This is a genomic window from Halomonas caseinilytica (genome assembly GCF_001662305.1).
In the GTDB taxonomy this organism is placed as follows: Bacteria; Pseudomonadota; Gammaproteobacteria; order Pseudomonadales; family Halomonadaceae; genus Halomonas; species Halomonas caseinilytica.
Genome location: NZ_BDEP01000006.1, coordinates 63,895 through 87,728 on the forward strand (window position 1 = coordinate 63,895; position 23,834 = coordinate 87,728).

General features: G+C 64.7%; 17 protein-coding genes and 3 tRNA genes. 7 read left to right on the plus strand and 13 right to left on the minus strand.

Annotation, left to right across the window (positions count from 1 at the left end):
- The first annotated feature begins 43 nt into the window (after window positions 1-43).
- Entirely contained in the window at window positions 44-808 is a 765-nt protein-coding gene (locus A9O65_RS04245; protein WP_064701464.1) for an NRDE family protein, read from the plus strand.
- Window positions 809-838: 30 nt separating this feature from the next.
- On the opposite strand, the gene ptsP is transcribed toward A9O65_RS04245, so the two are convergent.
- Both ptsP and A9O65_RS04255 read right to left on the minus strand, forming a co-directional pair.
- Window positions 839-3,100 (minus strand): phosphoenolpyruvate--protein phosphotransferase, encoded by a 2,262-nt coding sequence (gene ptsP, locus A9O65_RS04250; RefSeq protein ID WP_064699416.1) that lies wholly within the window; start codon window positions 3,098-3,100, stop codon window positions 839-841.
- A gap of 80 nt (window positions 3,101-3,180) precedes the next feature.
- A complete protein-coding gene (locus A9O65_RS04255; RefSeq protein WP_064699767.1) occupies window positions 3,181-3,675 on the minus strand; it encodes an RNA pyrophosphohydrolase in 495 nt (164 codons plus the stop codon).
- Between the two features lie 148 nt (window positions 3,676-3,823).
- Between A9O65_RS04255 and A9O65_RS04260 the strand changes: the two genes are divergently transcribed.
- Window positions 3,824-4,480: a histidinol-phosphatase gene (locus A9O65_RS04260; RefSeq protein ID WP_064699417.1), complete on the plus strand. Its 657-nt coding sequence runs from the start codon at window positions 3,824-3,826 to the stop codon at window positions 4,478-4,480.
- Window positions 4,481-4,610: 130 nt separating this feature from the next.
- On the opposite strand, the gene A9O65_RS04265 is transcribed toward A9O65_RS04260, so the two are convergent.
- Window positions 4,611-5,585, minus strand: a complete 975-nt coding sequence (locus A9O65_RS04265) for a malate dehydrogenase (RefSeq protein WP_064701465.1) — start codon at window positions 5,583-5,585, stop codon at window positions 4,611-4,613.
- A 222-nt stretch (window positions 5,586-5,807) separates the two neighbouring features.
- Between A9O65_RS04265 and A9O65_RS04270 the strand changes: the two genes are divergently transcribed.
- Window positions 5,808-6,914: an efflux RND transporter periplasmic adaptor subunit gene (locus A9O65_RS04270; RefSeq protein ID WP_064701466.1), complete on the plus strand. Its 1,107-nt coding sequence runs from the start codon at window positions 5,808-5,810 to the stop codon at window positions 6,912-6,914.
- Between the two features lie 2 nt (window positions 6,915-6,916).
- Window positions 6,917-9,991 carry an efflux RND transporter permease subunit gene (locus tag A9O65_RS04275; RefSeq protein ID WP_064701467.1) on the plus strand — a complete coding sequence of 1,025 codons (3,075 nt, stop codon included), beginning with the start codon at window positions 6,917-6,919 and terminating at the stop codon, window positions 9,989-9,991.
- Window positions 9,992-10,145: 154 nt separating this feature from the next.
- On the opposite strand, the gene rsd is transcribed toward A9O65_RS04275, so the two are convergent.
- From rsd to rnr, 6 genes are all read right to left on the minus strand, one after another.
- A complete protein-coding gene (gene rsd / locus A9O65_RS04280; protein WP_064699421.1) occupies window positions 10,146-10,658 on the minus strand; it encodes a sigma D regulator in 513 nt (170 codons plus the stop codon).
- A gap of 63 nt (window positions 10,659-10,721) precedes the next feature.
- Complete coding sequence (locus tag A9O65_RS04285; protein WP_064699422.1) at window positions 10,722-11,273, minus strand: disulfide bond formation protein B; 552 nt, start codon at window positions 11,271-11,273, stop codon at window positions 10,722-10,724.
- Window positions 11,270-12,898, minus strand: coding sequence for a glutamate--cysteine ligase (gene gshA / locus A9O65_RS04290; RefSeq protein WP_064701468.1), 1,629 nt, complete (start codon window positions 12,896-12,898; stop codon window positions 11,270-11,272). The genes A9O65_RS04285 and gshA overlap by 4 nt, the downstream gene beginning before the upstream one ends.
- A gap of 231 nt (window positions 12,899-13,129) precedes the next feature.
- Window positions 13,130-15,484, minus strand: coding sequence for a Tex family protein (locus tag A9O65_RS04295; RefSeq protein WP_064701469.1), 2,355 nt, complete (start codon window positions 15,482-15,484; stop codon window positions 13,130-13,132).
- Between the two features lie 141 nt (window positions 15,485-15,625).
- Window positions 15,626-16,417, minus strand: coding sequence for a 23S rRNA (guanosine(2251)-2'-O)-methyltransferase RlmB (rlmB, locus tag A9O65_RS04300; RefSeq protein ID WP_064701470.1), 792 nt, complete (start codon window positions 16,415-16,417; stop codon window positions 15,626-15,628).
- Between the two features lie 35 nt (window positions 16,418-16,452).
- On the minus strand, window positions 16,453-18,882 hold the full coding sequence (gene rnr / locus A9O65_RS04305; protein WP_064701471.1) for a ribonuclease R: 2,430 nt from the start codon (window positions 18,880-18,882) through the stop codon (window positions 16,453-16,455).
- Between the two features lie 234 nt (window positions 18,883-19,116).
- Between rnr and A9O65_RS04310 the strand changes: the two genes are divergently transcribed.
- The 3 genes from A9O65_RS04310 to A9O65_RS04320 all read left to right on the plus strand — a co-directional run bounded on the left by A9O65_RS04310 (window position 19,117) and on the right by A9O65_RS04320 (window position 19,482).
- Window positions 19,117-19,203: transfer RNA gene (locus A9O65_RS04310), tRNA-Leu, on the plus strand.
- Between the two features lie 63 nt (window positions 19,204-19,266).
- A tRNA-Leu gene (locus A9O65_RS04315) sits at window positions 19,267-19,353 on the plus strand.
- A 42-nt stretch (window positions 19,354-19,395) separates the two neighbouring features.
- Window positions 19,396-19,482, plus strand: a tRNA-Leu gene (locus tag A9O65_RS04320).
- 109 nt (window positions 19,483-19,591) lie between these two features.
- On the opposite strand, the gene A9O65_RS04325 is transcribed toward A9O65_RS04320, so the two are convergent.
- The 4 genes from A9O65_RS04325 to A9O65_RS04340 all read right to left on the minus strand — a co-directional run bounded on the left by A9O65_RS04325 (window position 19,592) and on the right by A9O65_RS04340 (window position 23,747).
- Window positions 19,592-20,443, minus strand: coding sequence for a DNA/RNA non-specific endonuclease (locus A9O65_RS04325; protein WP_064701472.1), 852 nt, complete (start codon window positions 20,441-20,443; stop codon window positions 19,592-19,594).
- A gap of 62 nt (window positions 20,444-20,505) precedes the next feature.
- On the minus strand, window positions 20,506-20,781 hold the full coding sequence (locus A9O65_RS04330; RefSeq protein ID WP_064699428.1) for an Lrp/AsnC family transcriptional regulator: 276 nt from the start codon (window positions 20,779-20,781) through the stop codon (window positions 20,506-20,508).
- A gap of 90 nt (window positions 20,782-20,871) precedes the next feature.
- Window positions 20,872-22,440 carry a SpoVR family protein gene (locus A9O65_RS04335; RefSeq protein ID WP_064701473.1) on the minus strand — a complete coding sequence of 523 codons (1,569 nt, stop codon included), beginning with the start codon at window positions 22,438-22,440 and terminating at the stop codon, window positions 20,872-20,874.
- 20 nt (window positions 22,441-22,460) lie between these two features.
- Entirely contained in the window at window positions 22,461-23,747 is a 1,287-nt protein-coding gene (locus tag A9O65_RS04340) for a YeaH/YhbH family protein (RefSeq protein ID WP_064699430.1), read from the minus strand.
- Between the last annotated feature and the right edge of the window lie 87 nt (window positions 23,748-23,834).

The following is a 23,834-nucleotide window of genomic DNA, read 5'->3' on the forward strand; positions in this document are numbered from 1 at the left end:
GCCTCGCTTCCCAGCACGACGCAAGAGGGTTACGCTCACGGCCATGTGTCTCATCGCCTTCGACTTCCGTCCCTCGGACGCGGTACCGCTACGCTTGATAGCCAATCGCGACGAATTCCATGCCCGTCCGACAGCGGCACTCGGCATCTGGGCAGATGCCCCCTCGATCCTCGGCGGACGAGACCTGGTCGCCGGAGGCGGATGGCTGGCCATGCACGAGAAAGGCCGCTTTGCCGCCGTGACCAACGTCCGCGACCCCCGACTCGAGATAGCCGAGGACGCCCCCAGCCGAGGCGGCCTGGTGCGCGCTGCCCTGGAATGCGACGATCTGCCGACCTGGCTGGCCAGCCTGGCCGAGGGAGACGCCTTGCGCTATGCCGGCTTCAACCTGCTGGCAGGCGATGGGCAGAACCTCTGGCATCTGCACCGTGGTCTGGACGCCCTCACCCTCGCTGACGTCCCACCGGGACTCCATGGGTTGTCCAACGCCACGCTGGATACCCCCTGGCCCAAACTCGTCGGTGCGCGCCAGGGTCTCGCCGCCAGTCTGCATGGCCGATGGCCCCAGGATGCCCTGGCGGCCTTCGCCGACACGCGTCAGGCGCGCGACGACCAACTGCCCGATACCGGTATGGGGCTCGAGCTGGAACGACGGTTATCGGCGCCCTTCATCATCGGCCAGGACTATGGCACAAGGGCCACCTCCTGGCTCGAATGGCATGCAGATGGCCGTTTCGCGATCGGCGAGCGGCGCTTCGGCCCCCTGGGCGTGATGCTGGGCGAGCAACGACTCTCTCGCAGCCCCTGAACGCTTCCTGCCACCGGCCGTTGGCCGCTCTCAATCCTTCGGCGGCAGCAGGTGGCTCAGTTGCCATTCCCCCATGCACCGATCCAGATGCCGACGCACCTCCAGAGGAGAGTCGAGCCGCAAGGTGTCCTCGACCAGTTGCTTCGCGGCCGCCAGGGAAACCCGCCGGACGGCCGCCCTGACCTTGGGCAGGCTCGGCGCGTTCATGGACAGCGCCTCGAAGCCCATGCCCATCAACAGCAAGGCACCCGCCGGGTCACCGGCCAGTTCGCCGCACACCGACGCCGGCACCTCGAGCGCCCGGGCCTCTGCCGCCAGCTGCGCCAGCGCGGACAGCACCGCCGGATGGCAAGCGTCATAGAGCTCCGCGACTCGGGGGTTGTTGCGATCGACCGCCAACAGATACTGAGTCAAGTCGTTGCTGCCCACCGAGAAGAAATCGACGCGTTTTGCCAGGGCACCGAGCTGGTAGAGCGTGGCCGGCACCTCGATCATCACACCCACTCGGGGCCTGGCCACCGTCACGCCTTCCTCACCGAGCTCGCTGATGGCGCGCTCCAGAAGACGCAAGGCGTCGTCGACCTCACCGACGTTGGTCACCATCGGCAAGAGTATCTGGAGATTGTCGAGCCCCTGGGAGGCACGCAGCATGGCACGCAATTGCACCATCAGGACTTCCGGATGATCCAGAGTCACCCGAATGCCACGCCACCCCAGGAAGGGATTGGCCTCGTCGATGGGAAAGTAGGGCAGGTCCTTGTCGCCGCCGATGTCCAGCGTCCGCATCACCACCGGCAAGGGCGCGAACCCCTCGAGCTGTTCGCGGTAAAGCCGGGTCTGCTCCTGCTCCCCCGGGAAACGCTCGGTGATCATGAAGGGCACTTCAGTGCGGTACAGCCCCACACCACCGATACGTGCCTTCAGCGAGGCCATCGCATCCACCGCCAGGCCGGTATTGACCATCAACGGCATATCATGGCCGTCCGGGGTGCGGCTCGGCTGATCCTGCTCGTGCTCGAGCACCTCGGTCAGCGCCCGCTCCTCATCGATCATGCTCTGGTAACGCCGCTCCAGCTCGTCGCCGGGGCGCACGAACAGCCGACCACGGTGCCCGTCCAGCACCACCCGGGCACCGTTGAGGCGCGGCAACGGCAAGTCGACCATGCCCAGCACCGTGGGAATGCCCATGGCACGAGCCACGATGGCTACGTGAGACGTACTCGAGCCGCGCACCGACACCAGGCCGCCCAGACGCTCCCGCGGCACTTCGCCCAGCACGGAAACGCTGATCTCGTCGCCCACCAGGATGGTATTCTCCGGATAGCTGTCCGGCGTCGCACTGGTGCCTTCCTGCAAGTGCGCCAGCACGCGACGCCCCAGATCGCGAACGTCGGCGGCCCGCTCGCGCAAGTAGTCGTCATCCACGCGTTCCAGATACTGGACATGACGCCGCACCACATCGGCCAGCGCTCCCGGCGCCCACTGCCCCTCCCGGATGCGCTTGACCACCTCCTGGGACAGTGCCGCCTCGCCCAGCATCTGCTGGTAGACATCGAACAAGGCCAGTTCCTGGGAGGAAATGCGGTTGGCCAGACGCTCGCCCGCCGAACGAATCTCGTCGCGCACCTTGCCGATGGCCTCGCGCAGACGTTCGATCTCGTACTCTTCATCGGTGGGAATCAAATCCGGCACGCTATCGAGATCCGCCGGCGGCGCAATCACCACGGCCTCACCGATGGCCATGCCCGGCGAGGCCGCCACACCGGTAAAGGTCGCCTGCCCGCCCGGCAGGGTCGGCCGGCTCAGGCTCCCGGTGGCCAGGGCGTGAGCCAGCACACCGGCCAACTGCGCGGCCATGGTGACCAGGAAGGCTTCGTCGGCTTCATCGTACCGGCGTTTTTCGGACTGCTGCACGACCAGCACGCCCAGCATGCGACGCTGATGGATGATGGGAACGCCGAGAAAGCTGGAGTACCGCTCCTCGCCGGTGGCCTCGAAATAGCGGAAATGCGGGTGAGCCTGGGCATCCTCGAGATTCAGCGGTTCCTCGCGCTTCGCCACGAGGCCCACCAACCCTTCCCCGACCGGCAAGGTCACCTGCCCCACCGCCTGGGTGCGCAGGCCAATGGTCTCCATCAACACCAACCGGTCAAGGTCGGCATCGAAGAGATAGAAGGAGCACACGTCGGTACGCATGGCCTTCCGAATGCGGCGCACCATGGTCGACAAGGCGGCATCCAGGTTGCGAGCCCCGTTGACCTCGAGGATGATGCGCCGCAACACCTCGAGCATCGGCGTCCTGCTATCCATTTTTGTTGTCTCTCGCCTCGCGGAGTATGGCGCCGGGGTAACTCCCGGCTCGTCTCGGGTCGTCAGCTCCGTTCGAGAGCCAGGCGCTGTGCTCTGGGCGACAGCTCGCGCAATGCACGGCGATAGACCTCCCGCTTGAAGGGCACGACCTGTCCCAGGGGATACCAGTAGCTGACCCATCGCCAGCCATCAAACTCTGGCTTGGCCGGACCGCCGTCCATGCAGATCCGGTTATCCCGACAGCGGATCCGCAGCAGGAACCACTTCTGTTTCTGTCCGATGCACACCGGTCGGCAGTGTGTGCGGACCATGCGTCGTGGCAGGCGATAGCGCAGCCAGCCCCTGGTGCAGCCAAGCACTTCGACGTCGTCGGCGGTAAGGCCGATTTCCTCGTGCAACTCACGAAACAGTGCCTGTTGCGGTGTCTCGTTTGACTTGATGCCTCCCTGGGGAAACTGCCACGCATTCTGCCCAACCCGACGCGCCCATAGCAGCTGCCCTCGATCGTTGGTGATGATGATGCCAACGTTGGGGCGAAAGCCGTCTGCGTCGATCACGGGCTTCACCTTATGAATCCAGTATTGAAGCCATTCTTCCACAAGCGCGTGAAAGGGTTCAATAAGGGGATTCGCCACGCTCGAATCCCCTTCTGACGTCTGACATAATCGCGGCTTTGCCTCCCTCCCAACCGCCAAGAGGAATGCCGTGAGCCTCGCCATCTTCGACCTGGACCACACCCTGCTCTCGATCGACAGCGACCATGCCTGGGGCGAGTTCCTGCTCGAACAGGGTGCCGTGGACCCCGTCGCCTACAAACAGGCCAATGACCGTTTCATGGCGGACTATGAAGCCGGCACCCTCGACATGCACGCTTTTCTGGAAGTGGCCTTGAAACCGCTCGCGGACAACACCCCCGAACAACTGGCGGCCTGGCACCAGCAGTTCATGGCCAGCAAGATCGAGCCCAGCATCCTGCCGCGGGGCGAGGAGCTGGTGGCCCATCACCGAGCGCGCGGCGATACCCTGTTGATCATTACCGCCACCAATCGTTTCATCACCGGCCCCATTGCCAAGCGACTCGGGATCGACGACTTGATCGCCGTGGAGCCCGAAATGATCGATGGCCGCTACACCGGCCGGGTCAGCGGCACTCCGAGCTACCGGGAGGGCAAGGTCGAGCGCCTCATGGCCTGGCTGGCCGATCGCGAGGAAACCCTGGACGACGCCTGGTTCTACAGCGACTCCCACAACGACTTGCCGCTGCTGGAGAAGGTCGATCACCCCGTGGCCGTGGACCCGGACGCGACCCTGCGCGACACTGCCGAAGCACGCGGCTGGCGAATCATCAGCCTGCGCGACTGAACCGGCTTCGCCGGTTCGGAGCTCGAAGCTGGAAGCTCAAAGCCATAAGAAAACCCCGCCAGGAGTCACCTCGAGCGGGGTTTTCTGTTTTTCCTTCCAGGCGCGCAGCGCCGCCCTTCAAGCTTCAGGCTTACCCAAGCAGATGCTCGACGGCGGCCCGTTCTTCACGCAGTTCCTGCTCGGTGGCGTTCATGCGCTCGCGGCTGAAGTCGCCGACCTCCAGGTCCTGGACGATCTCGTACTTGCCGTCCTTGCAGACCACCGGGTAGGAATACATGATGCCCGGCTCGATGCCATAGCTGCCATCGGCGGGAATTCCCATGCTGACGATGCCGTCGCTGCCCAGCGCCCAGTCGCGCATGTGGTCGATCGCCGCGGAGGCCGCTGAAGCGGCGGAAGACGCGCCACGCGCCTTGATGATGGCGGCTCCACGCTGCTGCACGGTCGGTATGAAGTCGTTCTCGTACCAGTCCTGATCGACCAGATCGAGCGCCGGCTTGCCATCCACCTTGCAGTGGGCCAGGTCCGGATACTGGGTGGCACTGTGGTTGCCCCAGACGATCATGGACTCGACGTCGTTGACGTGCTTGCCCACCTTCTGCGCCAGTTGGGTCTTGGCGCGATTGTGATCGAGGCGCATCATCGCCGTGAACTGGCCGGTATCCAGGTCCGGGGCGTTGCAGGAAGCAATCAGGGCGTTGGTATTGGCCGGGTTGCCCACCACCAGCACGCGCACGTCACGGCTGGCGTTGTCGTTCAGCGCCTTGCCCTGCACGGAGAAGATGGCCGCATTGGCCTCGAGCAGATCCTTGCGCTCCATACCCGGCCCACGCGGACGCGCGCCGACCAGCAGGGCAAAATCGGCATCCTTGAAGGCGACATTGGGATCGTCGGAGGCGATGATGTCCTGCACCAGCGGGAAGGCGCAGTCGTTGAGCTCCATCACCACGCCGTTGAGGGCGTCCATGGCCGGCGGAATCTCGAGCAGCTGCAGGATGACCGGTTGGTCCTTGCCCAGCATGTCGCCGGACGCGATGCGAAACGCCAGGGAATAGCTGATCTGACCTGCGGCACCGGTAATGGCTATACGGACGGGGTCTTTCATCGTGGCTCCTTCGGTTGTCGCCGTGCGGATGAGCCAGGCGGGCCAGGGACCCGCCTCGGCCGGGATTCGAACCGAGGAAATGGTATGCCTGCAGTGCACAAAACTCAATTCGACCTGAGACTAGCCCGTTTCGCGACATCACGCTTTTACTCGGCGCCACTATGCTGAGATGATTTCGCTTTCTGCGCACCGATGTTGCGTGACTCACCAGGGAAGGTTCGAATGCCGCGCCGACGCCCCGCTTCTTCCGTTCTGTTGGCCATCGTGCTTGGCCTCGCCTTGCTGCTGTGGCTCGCCTTCGGCGACCTGTCGAGCTTTCGCGACGACCCGCCGCCAACGGCGGAGTCCGAAACGCCGCCCCCGCCCCGGGTCGAGATCGAAACGCGTCTGGCCGAACCCTATGCGCCGACACTGACGGTACAAGGGCATCTCGAGGCATACCGGGAGCTGGAGCTGCGCGCTCGCCGATCCGGTCGCGTGGAAGCCCTCCCGGTTTCGCAGGGAGCGCGCGTCGAGCGTGGCGACGAACTGCTGCGTCTCGAGCAAGACGCCCTGCCCGAGCGCCTGGAACAGGCCGAAGCGGAGCTGGCCCTGGCCCGTGCCGAGTTATCGGGCGCTCGCGGGTTACGCGATCGCGAGCTCATCTCTACCCCCGATTTCCTTCGCCGCCAGAGCGCGGTGAGTGCCGCCGCCGCCGAACTGGCCGATCTGCGCCAACAACAGGAGGATACCCGGACCGAGGCGCCGTTCTCCGGCGTGCTGGACAGGATCGATGTCGACCCGGGCGAACTGCTCCAGGCGGGTGAAAGCTGGGGACGCCTGGTTGATGATTCACGGCTCACCGCCAAGGCCTGGGTGCCTCAACGCAAGGCGCTCTCGTTGACGCCAGGCCTTGCTGCTCGGGTACGCCTGCTCGATGGCTCCACCCTCGAAGGCGAGCTCACCTATATCGCCAGCCAGGCCGACGACGCCACGCGCAGCTTCGCCATCGAGGTCGACCTGGCCAACCCCGAGCACCGCCGCTTGGCTGGCGCCAGCGCCACGCTCGAATTGACACTGCCGTCACGCCGCGTACACCGCCTCTCGCCGGCACTGCTGGTACTCGACGAACAAGGCCGGTTGGCCGTCAAGCACCTGAACGACCAGGACCGGGTGGTCCGCGACACCGTCGAACTGATCAGCAGTGACGACGAACAGGCCCGGGTCACGGGGCTCCCCGAGAAGGTTCGCCTGATTACCCTGGGAGGTGGCTTCGTCGATCCCGGCGATGCCGTCACGCCGGTACCGGTCGACGACACCACCACGCCAGCCGACGCGGAGCACCCCTGATCATGCGCACGCTGATCTCGGCGGCGCTGGACCGCTCGCGCACCACCCTGCTGTTGCTGATCGCGCTGTTACTGGCGGGGCTTGGTGCCTGGCAGGCAGTCCCCAAGGAAGCCAATCCGGATATCCCCATTCCCGTCATCTACGTGTCGATGACGCTGGAGGGCGTCAGTCCGGAAGACGCCGAACGCCTGCTGGTCCGGCCCATGGAGCAGGAACTGCGCAGCATCGAGGGGCTACGCAAGCTGACCGCCCAGGCCGGCGAAGGCCACGCCTCCCTGAACCTGGAATTCGATCCCGGCTTCGATCCCGACCAGGCTCTGACCGATGTCCGAGAGCAGGTCGACATCGCCAAGGCCGATCTGCCCGACGAGGCCGAGGAACCCCGGGTCGTGGAGGTCAACGTCGGGCTGTTTCCGGTACTCTCCATCGGCCTATCGGGGCCGATCGAGGAAAGCCGGCGCGTCAGCGTGGCCCGCCGCCTCAAGGAAGAGATCGAGGGCATCCCCGAAGTGCTCGAGGTCGATATCGGCGGCGACCGGGAGAACCTGCTGGAAATCGTCGTCGACCCCCTGGTGCTGGACAGCTATGGCGTCGACTTCGAGACCCTGTTCAATCGAGTGAGCCGCAACAACCGACTCGTGGCGGCGGGCAGCCTGGATACCGGAGCCGGCCGCCTGGCGCTCAAGGTCCCCGGGGTGATCGAGCAGCTCGAGGACGTGATGAAGATGCCGGTCAAGGTCGATGGCGACCGGGTGGTCACCTTCGGGGATGTCGGCTGGATCCATCCCACTTTCAAGGATCCCCAGGGCTTCGCCCGCATCGATGGGCAGCCGGCCCTGGTGCTGGAAATCGCCAAGCGTGCCGGCGCCAACATCATCGCCACCATCGAATCGGTGAACGACCTGCTCGACGAGGCCGATGGCCTGCTGCCCGATGCCCTCGAGGTGACCACCATCATGGACCAGTCCGAGATGGTCGACTCGATGCTCTCGGAACTGCTCAACAATGTCCTCACCGCCGTGGTACTGGTACTGATCGTGATCCTCGCCGCCATGGGGCTGCGCCCTGCTCTGATGGTGGGCCTGACCATCCCCGGCGCCTTTCTCACCGGCATCCTGCTGATCTGGGCCATCGGCTTCACCCTCAACATGGTCGTGCTGTTCGCCCTGATCCTGGTCGCCGGCATGCTGGTCGACGGCGCCATCGTCGTCAGCGAACTGGCCGACCGCCACCTGCGTCAGGGCCAGGCGCCACACGATGCCTGGATCAATGCCGCCAGCCGCATGAGCTGGCCTGTCATCGCCTCCACGGCCACCACTCTGGCCGTTTTCGTCCCCTTGCTGTTCTGGCCCGGCGTGGTGGGCGAGTTCATGAAGTACCTGCCGGCCACGGTCATCCTCTGCCTGCTGGCTTCCCTGGCCATGGCCCTGATCTTCCTGCCCACCCTGGGCGGCGTGTTCGGCGCCCGCAGCGGCCGGGCATTGAGCGACACCGAGCTGATCACCCCGGGTGGCCGCCTGTATCGCGCCCTGCTGGCCCGCTTGCTGACCCGGCCAGGGCTTACCCTGCTGGTTGCCTTGCTGCTGATGGCGCTGGCCTATACCGCCTATGCCCGCTTCAACCATGGTGTGGAATTCTTTCCCAGCGTGGAGCCCGACAGCGCCCAGATTCTCGTGCACTCGCGAGGTGACTTCTCCGCAAAAGAGAACGACGCCATCGTCCAGCGGGTCGAAGCACGCCTCACCGACATGAGCGAGATCCAGGCGCTCTATGCACGCTCCTTCGCCACTTCCGACCAGCAGCTCGGCGCTGACGTCATCGGGGTTCTGCAGTTCCAGTTGATCGACTGGCACGAGCGGCGGCCGGCCAGCGAGATTCTCGCCGACATGGCCAAGCGCACCGATGACATTCCCGGCGTCAAGCTGGAGTTTCGCGAGCAGGAACAAGGGCCGGCCGCCGGCAAGCCCATCGTGCTGGAGATCAGCGCCACCACGAGCGAGCAGGCTGAGGCGGCCGTGGCATCGCTGCGCCAGGCCATGCAAGAGCTGGGCGGCTTCCGCGACATCGAGGACAATCGCAGCCTGCCCGGCGTGGAGTGGCGCATCAAGGTGGATCGCGAGGCCGCCGCACGTTTCGGCACCGATGTGGCCACCGTCGGCAGCGCCGTGCAACTGCTCACCACCGGCCTGCAGGTGGCCAGCTACCGCCCCGCCGGCGTCGACGATGAGGTCGATATCCGCGTACGCCTGCCGGAGGGGGCTCGCTCCCTGGATCAGCTCGATCGCTTGACGCTGAACACCTCTCGCGGTCAGGTGCCGATCTCGAACTTCGTCAGCATCGAACCGGCCCCCAAGGTCAGCACCCTGCACCGTATCGATGGCCGTCGCGCCATCACGCTGGAAGCCGATGTCACGGCCGGCGAACGTCCCGACGAGCGCCTGCGCGCGCTGTCCGATGCCATGGCGTCGTTGCCCGATGGAGTCAGCGTCCAGGTCGCCGGTGAACAGGAAGACCAGCAGGAAGCCATGAACTTCCTGGTCACCGCCTTTCTGGTGGCGGTCTGCCTGATGGCGCTGATTCTGGTCACTCAGTTCAACAGTCTCTACCAGACGCTACTGGTGCTGTCGGCCATCGTCTTCTCCACTGCCGGTGTGCTGCTCGGCCTGCTGGTCAACGGCCAACCCTTCGGTATCGTCATGGTTGGCATGGGCATCATCGCCCTGGCCGGCATCGTGGTGAACAACAACATCGTGTTGATCGATACCTTCAATCAATTGCGCGATGAAGGGCTCTCGCCGAGCGAAGCCGCGCTCCAGGCGGGGGGATTGCGCCTGCGACCGGTGCTGCTCACTGCCGTGACCACGGTACTCGGGCTGATGCCAATGGTGCTCGAGATCAACGTCGACCTCTTCGCGCCCAGGCTTGGCCTGGGCGCCCCCTCGACCCAATGGTGGGGGCAGCTGTCCAGCGCCATCGCCGGTGGCCTGACCTTCGCCACGGGGCTGACGCTGTTGCTGACGCCCTGCATGCTGGTGCTCGGCCCAAAAGGGAGGAAAAGCCGTAAGAGTGAAGAGTGAAGAGTGAAGAGTGAAGAGTGAAGAGTGAAGAGTCCAAGGCTAGCCCCGAGGCTTGGGGCATCAAGGTTTTTCTTTCCTCTTCCAGGCACGAAGCGCCATCCTTCTTTCTTCCAGCGGCGCCAGCCGCGATCTTCTTCCGGCGAAGCCGGGGCCCTCAGGCCCTCGGCGAGCTGCCGGCATGAAGTTCGGCGCTGGCGGCGTCGGGGGCGTGAGCAGCGTGCAGACGACCGATCAGGCGGTCCTCCAGGGAGAAGCGCTCGGTAAGCCCCTTCTGCAAGCGATCAAGCCAGGCGGGCAGGCGCGACATGTAGTACTCGCAACGCGTGGCGCTGCCATAATCCTCGTCGAAGGCCAGCACCAGCTCGGTGGACATGTCGAGACGTTGCAGCAGGCTATCCGCCAGCGCCAGGGCGGCGTTGTCGTCGAACGCCTCGGCCTCGGCACGCAGCTGGGGGTAGACTTCAAAGTGGCCGGCACTGATGTAATCCATCAACAGCTCGCTGAAGGCATCGATGCGCGCCTTGTTCAAGGCTTCGAGATCGGCGTCGCAAGCCTCCTGCAACTCGCGGAAATTCGTCAGCAACGCCCGCCGCTCGGCGAGCCAGCGATCGATCAGTTGATGAACGCCACCCCAGCGTTCCTGCGCGTTCTTGCAGTCTTCCAGCATGGGTGTCTCCCTCGAGTGGACCGCCGACCTTGAGCAACAGACTCACCCCTGCCGGTGGCACTGTCAATCCCGATCGGGTACCCCCTGCCAACGATAGCCATGGTCGCGACGCAATGATTTCACCAGCAGCCCCAGGGGCGCCAGCATCAGCACCACGAATCCGATCAAGGTCCAGCCGGGCAACGACAGGCCCAGCAGGCTCGCGCTCACCTCGGCGCACTCGCCCGAGCCGGTCAGCACCGTGGCCAGCACTTCGCGCAATGGCAGGATTTCCATCATGTAGTCGAGCCCCGGGCCACAGCTCGGCACCTGATCCGCCGGCAACGACTGCAACCAAAGGTGGCGGCCGGCCAGGCCAATCCCGGTGCCGACTGCCACCACGCCCAGGAGCCCATAGAGCGCCGCGCCGGCACGCCCCTTCGGGTCATGCCAGGCGGCGAGCGCGAACACTACGCCTGCGACGATCACGGCCACCCGCTGAAAGATGCACAGCGGACAAGGCTCCAGGCCGGCGCCATGCTCCAGCCCCAGGGCCACCGCCATCATCAGCACGCAGAACGCCAATCCCGCCAGGCTCCAGCGACGCACGCTCCATTCCTCGAGCTCCATTATCATGATTGGCCTCCCGCGGCTCTCAATGGCGTCAAGGCCCGGGATTCCCGGGCACGGTCAAAGTAGTCGGCCAGGAAGTCACTGAAGCTCTCGCTTTCTGCCGCTTCTATTTCTCCCTGCTGCTGGTGCGAGGTTTCCACCAACTGATCGAAGAGCGCCGAACGGGCCGGCCCGATGGGTTCATCCCGAAGCTGCTCGGCCTGCTCCCGGGCCAAGTCCATGATGACATCGACGAATTCCCCGCCCTCCTGCTCCAGGCGTTTCAGCAGGCGGCCGGAAGGCGTTAGCGTCGGGTCATCGAGCCAGGGCGTCAGCTCGGCCAGGGCCTCGGCATGCGGCGCCCCCTCCTCCAGCCGATCGAGCAGCATGGCGACCTCGCGCAGCTCGACGAAGATCTCGTGCCCCCAGTCGGCGATGGAACGCTTGCGGCCATGGTGATCCAGGCGCAGTTCGGGATCGCGCCCGCGCGACACGACCAGTCGACGATTGTCGTCGAGATGCTCGCATTCCTCGTCGGTGATCCAGGGGCTTTCCGAGAGCAGGCACCACATCAGGAAGGTATCGACGAAGCGGCTCCGGGTGGCATCGAAGCCCAGGGGATCGAAGGGATCGAGATCGAGACAGCGCACCTCGATGTACTCGACACCCCGCGCTTCCAGCGCCTGGCTCGGCGTCTCGTCGTGCCGCGCGACTCGCTTGGGGCGGATGTCGCTGTAGTATTCGTTCTCGATCTGCAGGATATTGGCATTGAGCTGTTGCCAAGCGTCGCCGTCGCCTTTCACACCCAGCGCGCCATAGTCGGGCCAGGGGGTCGAGATGGCATGTCGCAGGGTGTTGACGTAGTTGGACAGCGAGTTGAAACAGATCTTGAGCTGCGCCTGTACCTTGTTCTGGTAGCCCAGATCGGACATCCGCAGGCTGGTCGCATAGGGCGAGACCAGGGTGTGCTCGCCATGGGGCCTGAGCCCTTCCGGCACACGACCATCGGGCAGGAAGCTGCGATCCACCGCCGGCGAGGCCCCGAACAGATAGAGCAGCAGCCAGCTATGGCGACGGAAGTTGCGGATCAGGTCGAAGTAACGCGACGAGCGGTAATCCTGCATGGACGTCTGCTCATCGCCGTCCAGCGTCTTGAGCAGCGCCCAGAAATCGTCCGGCAGGGAGACGTTGTAATGCACGCCGGCAATGGCCTGCATGATGCGCCCGTAACGCACGTCCAGCCCCTTGCGGTAGACATGCTTCATCATGCCCACGTTGGAACGGCCGTAATCGGCAATGGGAATGCTCTCGTTGCCGTCGAGCCGGGCCGGCATGCTGGCCGGCCAGATCAGCTCGCCGTTCAGGCGGCGATAACTGAACCGATGCAGGTCGGCGAGAAAGGCCAGCGCCTCCTCGGGCCGGCTGTAGACCGGCGTGATGTACTCGAGCAATGCCTCGGAATAATCCGTGGTGATATGCGGATGGGTCAGCTTCGAGCCGAAATCGGCGGGATGCGGCGTCTGGGCGATGCGCCCTTCGGCGTCGACGCGTAATCCCTCTTTCTCGATGCCTCGTCGCAGGCGGCCGAAGCGCCCCTGGCTGGCCGGCCCGCTGAGTCGTTCGATGAGGGTGGAGAGCGATTCGGACAAGATGACACCCCATGTCGTGGCGGCCGGTCGGGCGAACGGCCGGCTTCCCGGTTATCGGTCAGGCGCCGCGGCACCCATAGAATTCCAGATTATGGCGCCGAAACACGGCGATTCAAGGCTGCCGGCCCAGCGGCGGAATATCGAGCCATGCACGGCTCGGTATGCCTCACCGTATCCTGCGGCTCGCCGCGGGGCTTGCCAGACCTTGCCTGCAAGATTTTCGAATCGTGCCTAGCCATCGCGCTTGGCCTTGAGCAACGCCGCTCCCAGGGCACCGAGCTGTCCCTCGTCCCGGGACGCCTGTCCCTTCGACTTGCCCCCTCCCTTGCGAGGCGCCTTGCCACGCCCGCGGGACTCACCACCCTTGCGCGGCCCGTCGCTCTCGACCTCGCCCGGCTGATCATCGAGGCGCATGGTCAGACCGATACGCGAACGCTCCAGATCCACGCTCATGACCTTGACCTTGACGATATCGCCGGCCTTGACGACCGAGCGGGGATCTTCGACGAAGCTGTTGGACAGCGCCGAGATGTGCACCAGGCCATCCTGGTGGACGCCGATATCGACGAAGGCGCCGAAGTGGGTGACGTTGGTCACGCTGCCTTCCAGCACCATGCCCGGCTCCAGATCCTTGAGCGTCTCCACGCCTTCGCGGAATTCGGCGGCACGGAATTCGGGACGCGGATCACGACCGGGCTTGTCCAGCTCCTTGAGAATATCGTTGACGGTGGGCACGCCGAAGCGTTCGTCGGCGAAGTCGGCCGCCTTGAGCGACTTGAGAGTCGCGCTGTCGCCGATCAGTCCTGCCAGTTCACGGCCGCTGCGGCTGGCAATGCGTTCCACCAGCGGGTAGGCCTCGGGGTGCACGGCACTGGCATCCAGCGGATTGTCACCGTTCATGATGCGCAAGAAGCCGGCGCACTGCTCGAAGGTCTTGGGTCCCAGGCGGCTGACATCCAGCAGCTGACGACGCGAGCGGAAGGCCCCCTCGGCATCACGGCGGGCCACGATGTTCTCGGCCAGCCCGGCGTTGAGGCCGGCCACCCGCGACAACAGGGCCGAGGACGCCGTATTGAGGTCCACGCCCACGGCGTTGACACAATCCTCGATCACGGCTTCCAGGCTACGCGAGAGCTGAACCTGGGAGACATCGTGCTGATACTGGCCCACGCCGATGGACTTGGGCTCGATCTTGACCAGCTCGGCCAGCGGGTCCTGCAGGCGACGGGCGATCGACACCGCCCCGCGGACGGTCACATCGAGATCCGGCAGTTCACGGGCGGCATATTCCGATGCCGAATAGACCGAGGCACCGGCCTCGCTGACCATCACCTTGGAGAGTCGTCGCGTCCCGGCCATGGCCTTTACCAGCTCGCCCGCCAGCTTGTCGGTCTCGCGGCTGGCCGTGCCGTTGCCCACGGCAATCAGGGAGACGTCGTGGGCTTCCACCAGCCTGGCCAGCTCGGCCAGCGACTCCTTCCACTGGTGGCGAGGCGCATGGGGGAAAATGGTCGACTGGTCCAGGAACTGGCCGGTGGCACTGACCACGGCCACCTTGCAGCCGGTCCGCAGGCCAGGATCGATGGCCAGGGTCGCCTTGGCACCGGCCGGCGCGGCCAGCAACAGATCCTTGAGATTGGCGGCAAAGACGCCGATGGCCTCGGTCTCGGCACGTTCGCGCAGACGGCCCATCAGCTCGGTTTCGAGATGGGTGTAGAGCTTGACCCGCCAGGTCCAGCGCACCACTTCAGCGAGCCAGCGGTCGGCGGCACGTCCTTGATCCCGGATCTCGAAGTGCCTGGCGATGGCCACCTGCGCCGGATGAACGGCGGCCTCTTCCTCGCCCGGCAGGCGAATGGCCAGCGACAGCACCCCTTCGTTACGCCCTCGGAACATGGCCAGGGCACGATGCGAGGGCACCTTGGCGATGGCCTCGTCATGCTCGAAGTAATCGGCAAACTTGGCGCCTTCGCGCTCCTTGCCGTCGATCAGCCGAGCACTGAGCACCCCTTCGCTCCACAGCCGCTCGCGCAATTGCCCCACCAGCTCAGGGTCCTCGGCGAAACGTTCCATGAGGATCTGCTTGGCGCCGTCCAGCGCCGACTTGGCATCCTCGATGGCCGGAATATCGCCATCCGCCGCGCGCAGATAACCGGCGGCCTGCTCCTCGGGCGAGAGGGTCGGGTCGGCGAGCAGCGCCTCCGCCAGGGGTTCCAGCCCGGCCTCACGGGCGATCTGCGCCTTGGTACGACGCTTCTTGCGATACGGCAGGTAGAGGTCTTCCAGGCGCTGCTTGGTGTCGGCCGCGCGGATGCTGGCGGCCAGCGCCTCGGTGAGCTTGCCTTGTTCGTCGATGCTGGCCAGCACCGCCTCGCGGCGCTCTTCCAGCTCGCGCAGATAACCTAAGCGCTCTTCCAGCTGCCGCAGCTGGGTATCGTCCAGGCCACCGGTCGCTTCCTTGCGATAACGGGCGATGAAGGGAACGGTGGCACCACCGTCGAGCAATTCCACGGTCGACGCCACCTGGGGCGCGCGAACGCCGAGTTCCTCGGCGAGACGATCGATGATCTTGGCTTGTGCGTCCATGAAGTCCTTGGCAATCCAGGTCCAGATGATCGCGACAAGGTATCACAAGCCCGTCGCTGACGGCAGACGCTATCGGCAGGCCACTATCCGGGGGCGAGATACACCAGGCAAGTGCTCACCGCTCACGCCCCGAGTTTCGTCTCAGCGCTGCCCCGCCCCTCGCTGCCGTACCGCCTCGAACAGGCAGATGCCGGTGGCCACCGACACATTGAGGCTGGCCACCTGTCCTGCCATGGGCAACTTGACCAGGCCATCGCAGGCTTCCCGGGTCAGCCGCCGCATGCCCTTGCCTTCGGCGCCCATCACCAGTGCCGTGGCGCCGGTGAAGTCCGCATCATACAACTCCGCCTCGGCCTCTCCAGCAGTGCCTGTCACCCAGACGCCCATCTCCTTCATCCGGGCGAGCGCACGCGCCAGATTGGTCACTCGATAGACGGGCACGCTCTCGGCAGCCCCGCAGGCCACCTTGCGCACCGTGGCATTGAGCGGCGCGGCCCGATCCTTGGGCACCACCACGCCATGGGCGCCGGCGGCATCGGCACTGCGCAGACAAGCGCCGAAATTGTGCACATCGGTGATGCCATCGAGCACCAGCAGCAGCGGCGCGGCCTCGGCCGACCAGCCCTGGAGACGGTGCCAGAGCGATGCTTCGGGTTCGAAGGCCAAGGGCGGGCAGAAGGCCACCACGCCCTGGTGCACGGCGCCCTGGGCGAGACGATCGAGGCTGTCACGCGGCTGTGTCACCACCTTGACGTTGCCGTCGCGGGCGAGCGCGACCAGCTCGGCCAGACGCTCGGATGCGTCACCGTCCTGGACCCAGAGCTCGCGAGGCATCTCGCCACGTTCGATCAGGGCGCGCACGGCGTGAACGCCATAGACCGCATCTAGCCCGCCGGGGGCCTGGGCCCCTCGGCGGCGGGAGTGCTTGCTCATGAGAAATGTCTCGTCGCTGGAAGAGGCCTCACCGCTCAGCGGCGACGCGGACCACGGCGGCGGCGCTTCTTGCCGCCCTCTTCGCCCTTGTGGCTGCCATCGTTGCCCTTGCCGCCATCGTTGCCCTTGCCGCCGTCGTTGCCCTTGGCATGTGACGGGGCCTTCGGCTTGTCGGCGGCGTCATTGCGCTTGGAGCGGCGCTTGGGCGCGCGGCGCGGACGCGGCTTCTCGTCGGCCAGCTCGAAATCGATCTTGCGGTCGTCCAGATCGACCCGTGCCACCTGGACGGTCACGCCGTCGCCGAGCCGATAGCTCATGCCGCTGCGCTCGCCCTTGAGGCGATGCTTCTCCGGCTCGTAGTGGTAGTAGTCGGAAGGCAGCGAAGTGACGTGCACCAGCCCCTCGACATACACCTCATCGAGGCGCACGAAGATGCCGAACTGGGTCACCGAGGCAATGGTACCTTCATAGACCTCGCCCAGCTTGTCGGACATGAACTCGCACTTGAGCCAGCCCTCCACGTCGCGTGTGGCGTCGTCGGCACGGCGCTCGGTCATCGAGCAATGCTCACCCAGCTCCAGCATCTGCTCGAAGGTATAGGGGCACCACTTGCTGGGTGGCTCCACCGGCGGATTCTCGGCACGCAGCACGGTGTTGGTCTGGCGCGGTCCACGGATCACCGAACGAATGGCCCGGTGCACGAGCAGGTCCGGGTAGCGGCGAATCGGCGACGTGAAGTGCGCATAAGCCGGATAGGCCAGGCCGAAGTGCCCCTCGTTCTGGGGCGAATAGACCGCCTGGCTCATGGAGCGCAGCATGACCGTCTGGATGATGTCGGCGTCATCGCGCCCCTTGATCGTCTCGGCCAGGTCCCGGTAATCCTGCGGCGTCGGCTCGTCACCGCCGCCCAGCGAGAGCCCGAGCTCGGCCAGGAACAAGCGCAGCTTGTCGAGACGCTCCGGCGAGGGGCGTTCATGAATGCGATACAGCGCCGGCAGGTCATGCTTGTCGAGGAAGCGAGCGGTGGCGACGTTGGCCGCCAGCATGCACTCCTCGATGATCTTGTGGGCATCGTTGCGAGAACGCGGCACGATCTTCTCGATCTTGCGCTCGTCATTGAAGACGATGGCCGTCTCGGTGGTCTCGAAGTCGATGGCGCCGCGCTCCTCCCGAGCCTGGCGCAACACCTTGTAGAGCGAATGCAGGTTCTTCAGCGACGGCACCAGGTCACGATACTGCTCGCGCAGCGCATCGGCCTCTTCTCCCTCATCCTCGAGGATCGAGGCGACCTTGTTGTAGGTCAGCCGGGCGTGGGAGCGGAAGACCGCTTCGAAGAAACGATACCGGCTGATGGCGCCGCTCTTGGAGATATTCATCTCGCAGACCAGGGCCAGGCGGTCGACATCGGGATTCAGGGAGCACAGGCCATTGGAGAGCAGCTCCGGCAGCATCGGCACTACCTGCCCCGGGAAGTACACCGAGTTGCCGCGGGCGATGGCTTCCTGATCCAAGGGGCTGCCCGGACGCACATAGTGGGAAACGTCGGCGATGGCCACCAGCAGCTTCCAGCTACCGGACTTGGTCTTCCAGGCGCAGACGGCATCGTCGAAGTCCTTGGCGGACTCGTCGTCGATGGTCACCAGGGGATAGTCACGCAAGTCGATCCGCTGCTGCTTGTCGTCCTCGGCCACCTCGTCGGACATGCTGGCGATCTGGTCCAGCACTTCCGGGGGAAACTCCGAGGGAATCTCGTAGCTGCGCAGGGCGATGTCGATTTCCATGCCGGGATCCATGCGCTCGCCGAGCACCTCGCTGACCTCGCCGACCGGCTGCACGCGGGTATCGGGTTGCTTGACGATGTTCGCCGAGACCACCTGTCCATCCTGTGCACCGCCATTGGCGTTATGCGGGATGATCACTTCCTGGGTGATACGCGAGTTCTCGGGAATCAACACCCCGAACTCGGGCGTGTTCTGACGATATACGCCAACAATGGTCTGGGTATTGCGCGCCAGCACCTCGACGATGGTCGCCTCGTCACGTCCGCGCCGATCGCGCCCGCTGATGCGCACCAGCACATGATCATCATGGAAGACGCGACGCATCTGGCGCGGCGGTATCACCAGGTCGGGTTTCTTGCCATCGTCGCGCAGCAGAAAGCCGAAACCGTCACGATGGCCAAGCACCTTGCCCTTGATCAGATCGAGCTTGTCGATCAGGGCATAGGCGCCGCGGCGATTGCGCAGCACCTGCCCATCGCGCTCCATGGCCGCCAGTCGCCGACGTACCGCTTCCTGGAGGTCCTCGTCCTCGAGGCCCAGCATCTGGCTCATGGCCTCGTGGGTGATGGGTTTGCCGCATTCTTCCAGGCGCGCCAACAGGTATTCGCGACTGGGAGCGGGCTTGTCGTACTTGTGGGCCTCGCGACTGGCGTGCGCGTCGTCTTCGAGCGTCCAGTGGGTCATGCGGGGAGCATCCTTGGCAGGGTCGGGGACGGCATGCGTTGCGTGACGCGCGGGTGCCGCGGGCAATCGTTGTGGCAATCGGAATATGGTGTCATGGGCGGCAGTATAGCGCCGCCACGCCCATCACCCAACCATACTGCAACTATACCAAGAGACCAGCGCGTCTCAGCCCGCACTCGAGCACGCACACGGGGCTTGCATTATCGCCAGAATTCGGTAACATACGCGCCACTTGCCCAGATGGCGGAATTGGTAGACGCGCTAGCTTCAGGTGCTAGTGTCCTTACGGACGTGGAGGTTCAAGTCCTCTTCTGGGCACCATCGATACCCTCTTGATCAGGTTTTGGGTATCATGCTCTTTATCAGCTCGATTCGTTCGTGTTCGCCCAGGTGGCGGAATTGGTAGACGCGCTAGCTTCAGGTGCTAGTGTCCTTACGGACGTGGAGGTTCAAGTCCTCTCCTGGGCACCATAATCGCGCCAGCGATGCCCGGAACACGACGATGCATGATGCGCCCAGGTGGCGGAATTGGTAGACGCGCTAGCTTCAGGTGCTAGTGTCCTTACGGACGTGGAGGTTCAAGTCCTCTCCTGGGCACCACACCCGCGTCATGCAGCTGTGAATGAAAGAGCACCACACGAAGCACCCCACAGGAAACCGCGACGACAGATCGCGGTTTTTTTGTGCCTGAATGTCAGCGTCCCGACAGTCAGAAGCGGCCTGGCAATCGCGCCACTTCCTCGAGCCCCCAGCCCTCGGTGGCCACGCCGGCTTCCAGCGACTCGGCCGCCGCCGGCGAAAGCTGCGGAAAGAAATCCAGCCCAGTGCGCGCCTCGATCTCGTCGATACTGACCACGAAGCGATCCAGGGGCTCATCACCGTTCACGTCCTGGGGCATCAGGAATGCCAGCGCCCGAGGCCGCTCCCCAGGCACCACCAGGATCTTGTAGAAGGCCTCCGGCACTTCCACCAACCCCACGCGATTCAGCATGCCATCCAGGAAATCGTCATCGAACACAGGGCCGGCGATCACCTGGAGCGTACCCAGACGCGGCACGAAGCGATCGATCACCACCTCCTCGAGACGCTGCCAGAGACGGCGATTCAGATCCGGGCGCTGCGGCGTCATGTTGCTCATCAGGAAGGTATCGCGCTGGGCATCACGACCATGCACCACGGCAATGGCATAATTGGGCGCCAGATGTCCCCGATCATAGCCGCTGTGCGCGTAACTGTCCGGCGTGACCGGCCAGAGGCTGCGCCAGTCCTGTCGAAATCCCGGGCGCTCCCCCGCATGGGGATTCTCCACCTCATGCAGAACATAGCTCACCCATAGCGGACTCACCCGCAGATCCGACCAGCCCAGCAGATAGCCGTCGTTGCGCAGGACGCGATGCAGGCTCAGCGGCGTCACCTCCGCCCAGGTCGGCACGCCCATCCAGCTCAGCCGATCGCGCACCTCGCGCTCCTGCATGTACCACAGGCCGCTGCCAACCGCCGCGAACAGCACGGCGACGCCAGCGCGCCGCATCATGCGACGCAGGAAAGTATGACGCAACATCCGGGGGAATCCGTTCCAGTCAGGGTACCGAGACACCTTGCCTCGGCAACGAAGGGGGCGTGTTACCAACCGAGCGAGAACATGGTCTCGAGGTCGTGGCGTGAATGCACCTGCATGGCATTGAGGGTCTCGGTCTCGCGAATCCCCTCCACCTCATCGAGCCGTCCGGTCACCAGCTCGGCCAGGCTCTCGAAGTCCCGGGTGCGCGCGATGGCCACCAGGTCGTAACGACCGCAGGTGGAGAACACCTCGCTGATGCCCTCGACCTCCGCCAGGCGCTCGGCCACCGACTGGATCTTGCCCTTCTCGGCATTGATCAGGATCACGGCATTCTGCATCGGGCACTCCTCGGCTGTCCTTGGCTGAACGATACGCGATAGTGCAGACCACCGCGACTGCGGCGATTATAGCAGCGTCGCGCCTCGCCATCAGCTTGCCCCAGGCGACTCCGAATCCTCGTCCTCGGGCAGCGGCCATTGATAACGACGCACCACCTCGCCCTGCTCGATCGACTCCAGCTTGACCGGGAAGCCCCACAGCTGGTGCAGGTGGCGCATCACCGGGTAGACGCTGCGCGCCAAGGGCCGACGATTATCCTGGACATGGCGCAAGGTCAGCGAACGATCACCTCGTATGTCCGCCGAATAGACCTGGATGTTCGGCTCCCGCACCGAGAGAGCATACTGGGACGCCAGCGCCTCCCGGATACGCCGGTAACCACGCTCATCGTGTATTGCCGTCACCTCGAGCATCTCGTCCTGGTCATCGTCGACGACCTTGAACAGCTTGAGATCGCGAATCACCTTGGGTGACAGGAACTGCTGGATGAAGGATTCGTCCTTGAAGTTGCGCATGGCGAAGTGCAGCGTCTCCCGCCAGTCGCTGCCGGCGGTATCGGGAAACCATTCGCGATCTTCCTCGGTGGGCGACTCACAGATGCGCCGGATGTCGGAGAACATGGCAAAGCCCAGGGCATAGGGGTTGATGCCATTGAAGGCCGGGCTGTCGAAGGGTGGCTGCTGCACCACGGCGGTGTGCGACTGAAGGAATTCCAGCATCAGCCCCTCGTCCACGACACCATCGTCGAACATGCGATTCATCAAGGTATAGTGCCAGAAGGTCGCCCAACCTTCGTTCATCACCTGCGTCTGGCGCTGCGGGTAGAAGTACTGCGCGAGCTTGCGCACGATGCGCACCACTTCACGCTGCCAGGGCGCCAGCAGCGGCGCATTCTTTTCGATGAAGTAGAGCAGGTTCTCCTGAGGCTCGGGCGGATAGCGCCCACCGGCGTGCAGCCCCAGAGGATCTTCCTCATCATCGCGCTCCCCGACTCCCTCGCCTGCCGAGGCGCGCTCGGGAATCGTCCGCCACAGGGTATTCACCTGGGCCTGCAGGTAGGCTTCTCGTTCCTTCTGGCGACGCTCCTCCTCCTCGGCGGAAATCGGCGAGGGTCGCTTGTAACGGTCGACCCCATGGTTCTGCAGGGCATGGCAGGCGTCCAGAAGCTGCTCCACGGCAGTCACGCCGTAACGTTCCTCGCACTCGGCGATGTAACGACGGGCGAACAACAGGTAATCGACGATGGAGCCGGCATCGGTCCAGGTCCGGAACAGATAATTGCCCTTGAAGAAGGAGTTGTGTCCATAGCAGGCGTGAGCCATCACCAACACCTGCATCATCAGGGTGTTCTCCTCCATCAGGTAGGCGATGCAGGGGTCGGAATTGATCACCAGCTCATAGGCCAGCCCCATCTGTCCGCGCCGGTAGGCTTGCTCCACGGCCAGGAACTGCTTGCCGAAGGACCAGTGGTGATACCCCACCGGCATGCCGACGCTGGCGTAGGCATCCATCATCTGCTCGGTGGTGATGATCTCGATCTGGTTGGGATAGGTATCCAGCCGATACTCGTCGGCCAGACGTGCGATCTCCTCCTCGAACTCGGTGAGGATCTCGAAACTCCAGTCGGAACCGGTGGCGATGGGCTTGCGATCGGTCATGCTGCCTCCTTGGCCTCGCCTCAGGACTGGGCGGCGCGACGCCGGAACAACTCGCGGAACACCGGGTAGATGTCGCCGGCCTCGACGATCTGGCGCATGGCGAAGCGGTCGGCATACTCGGCTTCCACACGCTCGTATTCCTCCCACAGTGCCTGATGGGCATGGGGCGTGATCTCGACATAGGTGAAGTACTGCAGCCTCGGCATCAGCGAATTCACCAGCAGGTCGCGACAGGTCAGGGAGTCATCGTCCCAGTTGTCGCCATCGGAGGCCTGGGCCACGTAGAGATTCCACTGGCTCGGCGGATAGCGTGCCTCGATGATCTCGTCGACCAGCGTCAGGGCGCTCGAGACGATGGTGCCGCCGGTTTCCCGGGAGTAGAAGAACTCCTCCTCGTCGACTTCCTTGGCGGCGGTATGGTGGCGCACGAAGACCAGCTCGACCCGCTCGTAGTTGCGCTCAAGAAAGAGGTAGAGCAGCAGGAAGAAGCGCTTGGCGATGTCCTTGTGGGCCTGGGTCATCGACCCGGAGACATCCATCACGCAGAACATCACCGCCTTGCTGGACGGCTGGGGCTGATTGATCACATTGTTGTAGCGCAGATCATAGGTATCGATGAAGGGCACCGCCTCCAGGCGCTTCTCGAGCCGCTCGATCTCGGCCTTGAGTTCGTCGATACGCGCCGGATTGCGCAGCACCGGGTCCTTGCGCTCCTCGGCTTCCAGCGCTTCCCGCGCCTCGCGCAACGCCCGCTTGATCGGCCCGCGCATGGCGATGCGACGGGCATGCGCCTCACGCATGGAGCGCACGATGTTGATGCGTGCCGGCACCCCATCCCGGGTCAAGCCGGCGCGCACCGGTTTCACCTCGTCCAGATCGACCAGCGGCTTGCGCTCCAGGTGCGGCAGCTCCAGCCCATCGAAGACGAAATCCAGGAACTCCTCACGGGTCAGGGTGAAGGCAAACTCGTCCATGCCTTCGCCCTGATTCGAGGCACCACCCTCGCCGGCACCGTCTCCACCGCCGCCGCCACCGGGGCGACGCAGCCGGTCCCCCTCGACGAACTCCTTGTTGCCCGGCGCGATGATGGTGCGCCGACCACCGGGACCATGCTGGAACACCGGCTCGGAAATGTCCCGGGTCGGTATCGAGACTTTCTCGCCACGTCCCATGTCGGTGATGGAACGGCGGTTGACCGCTTCCTCGACGGAACGCTTGATGTGTCCGCGATAACGATCGAGGAACCGCTGGCGGTTGACCGCACTCTTGTTCTTGGCATTGGCCCGACGGTCGATGAAATACGTCATGCTGACCTCCTCTGGGCGCTGCTCACCACGGGGAGCGACGGCCCAGGCCGCCCTCCCCGCGCTTGACCGGTAGCATCAGGTCGCCGC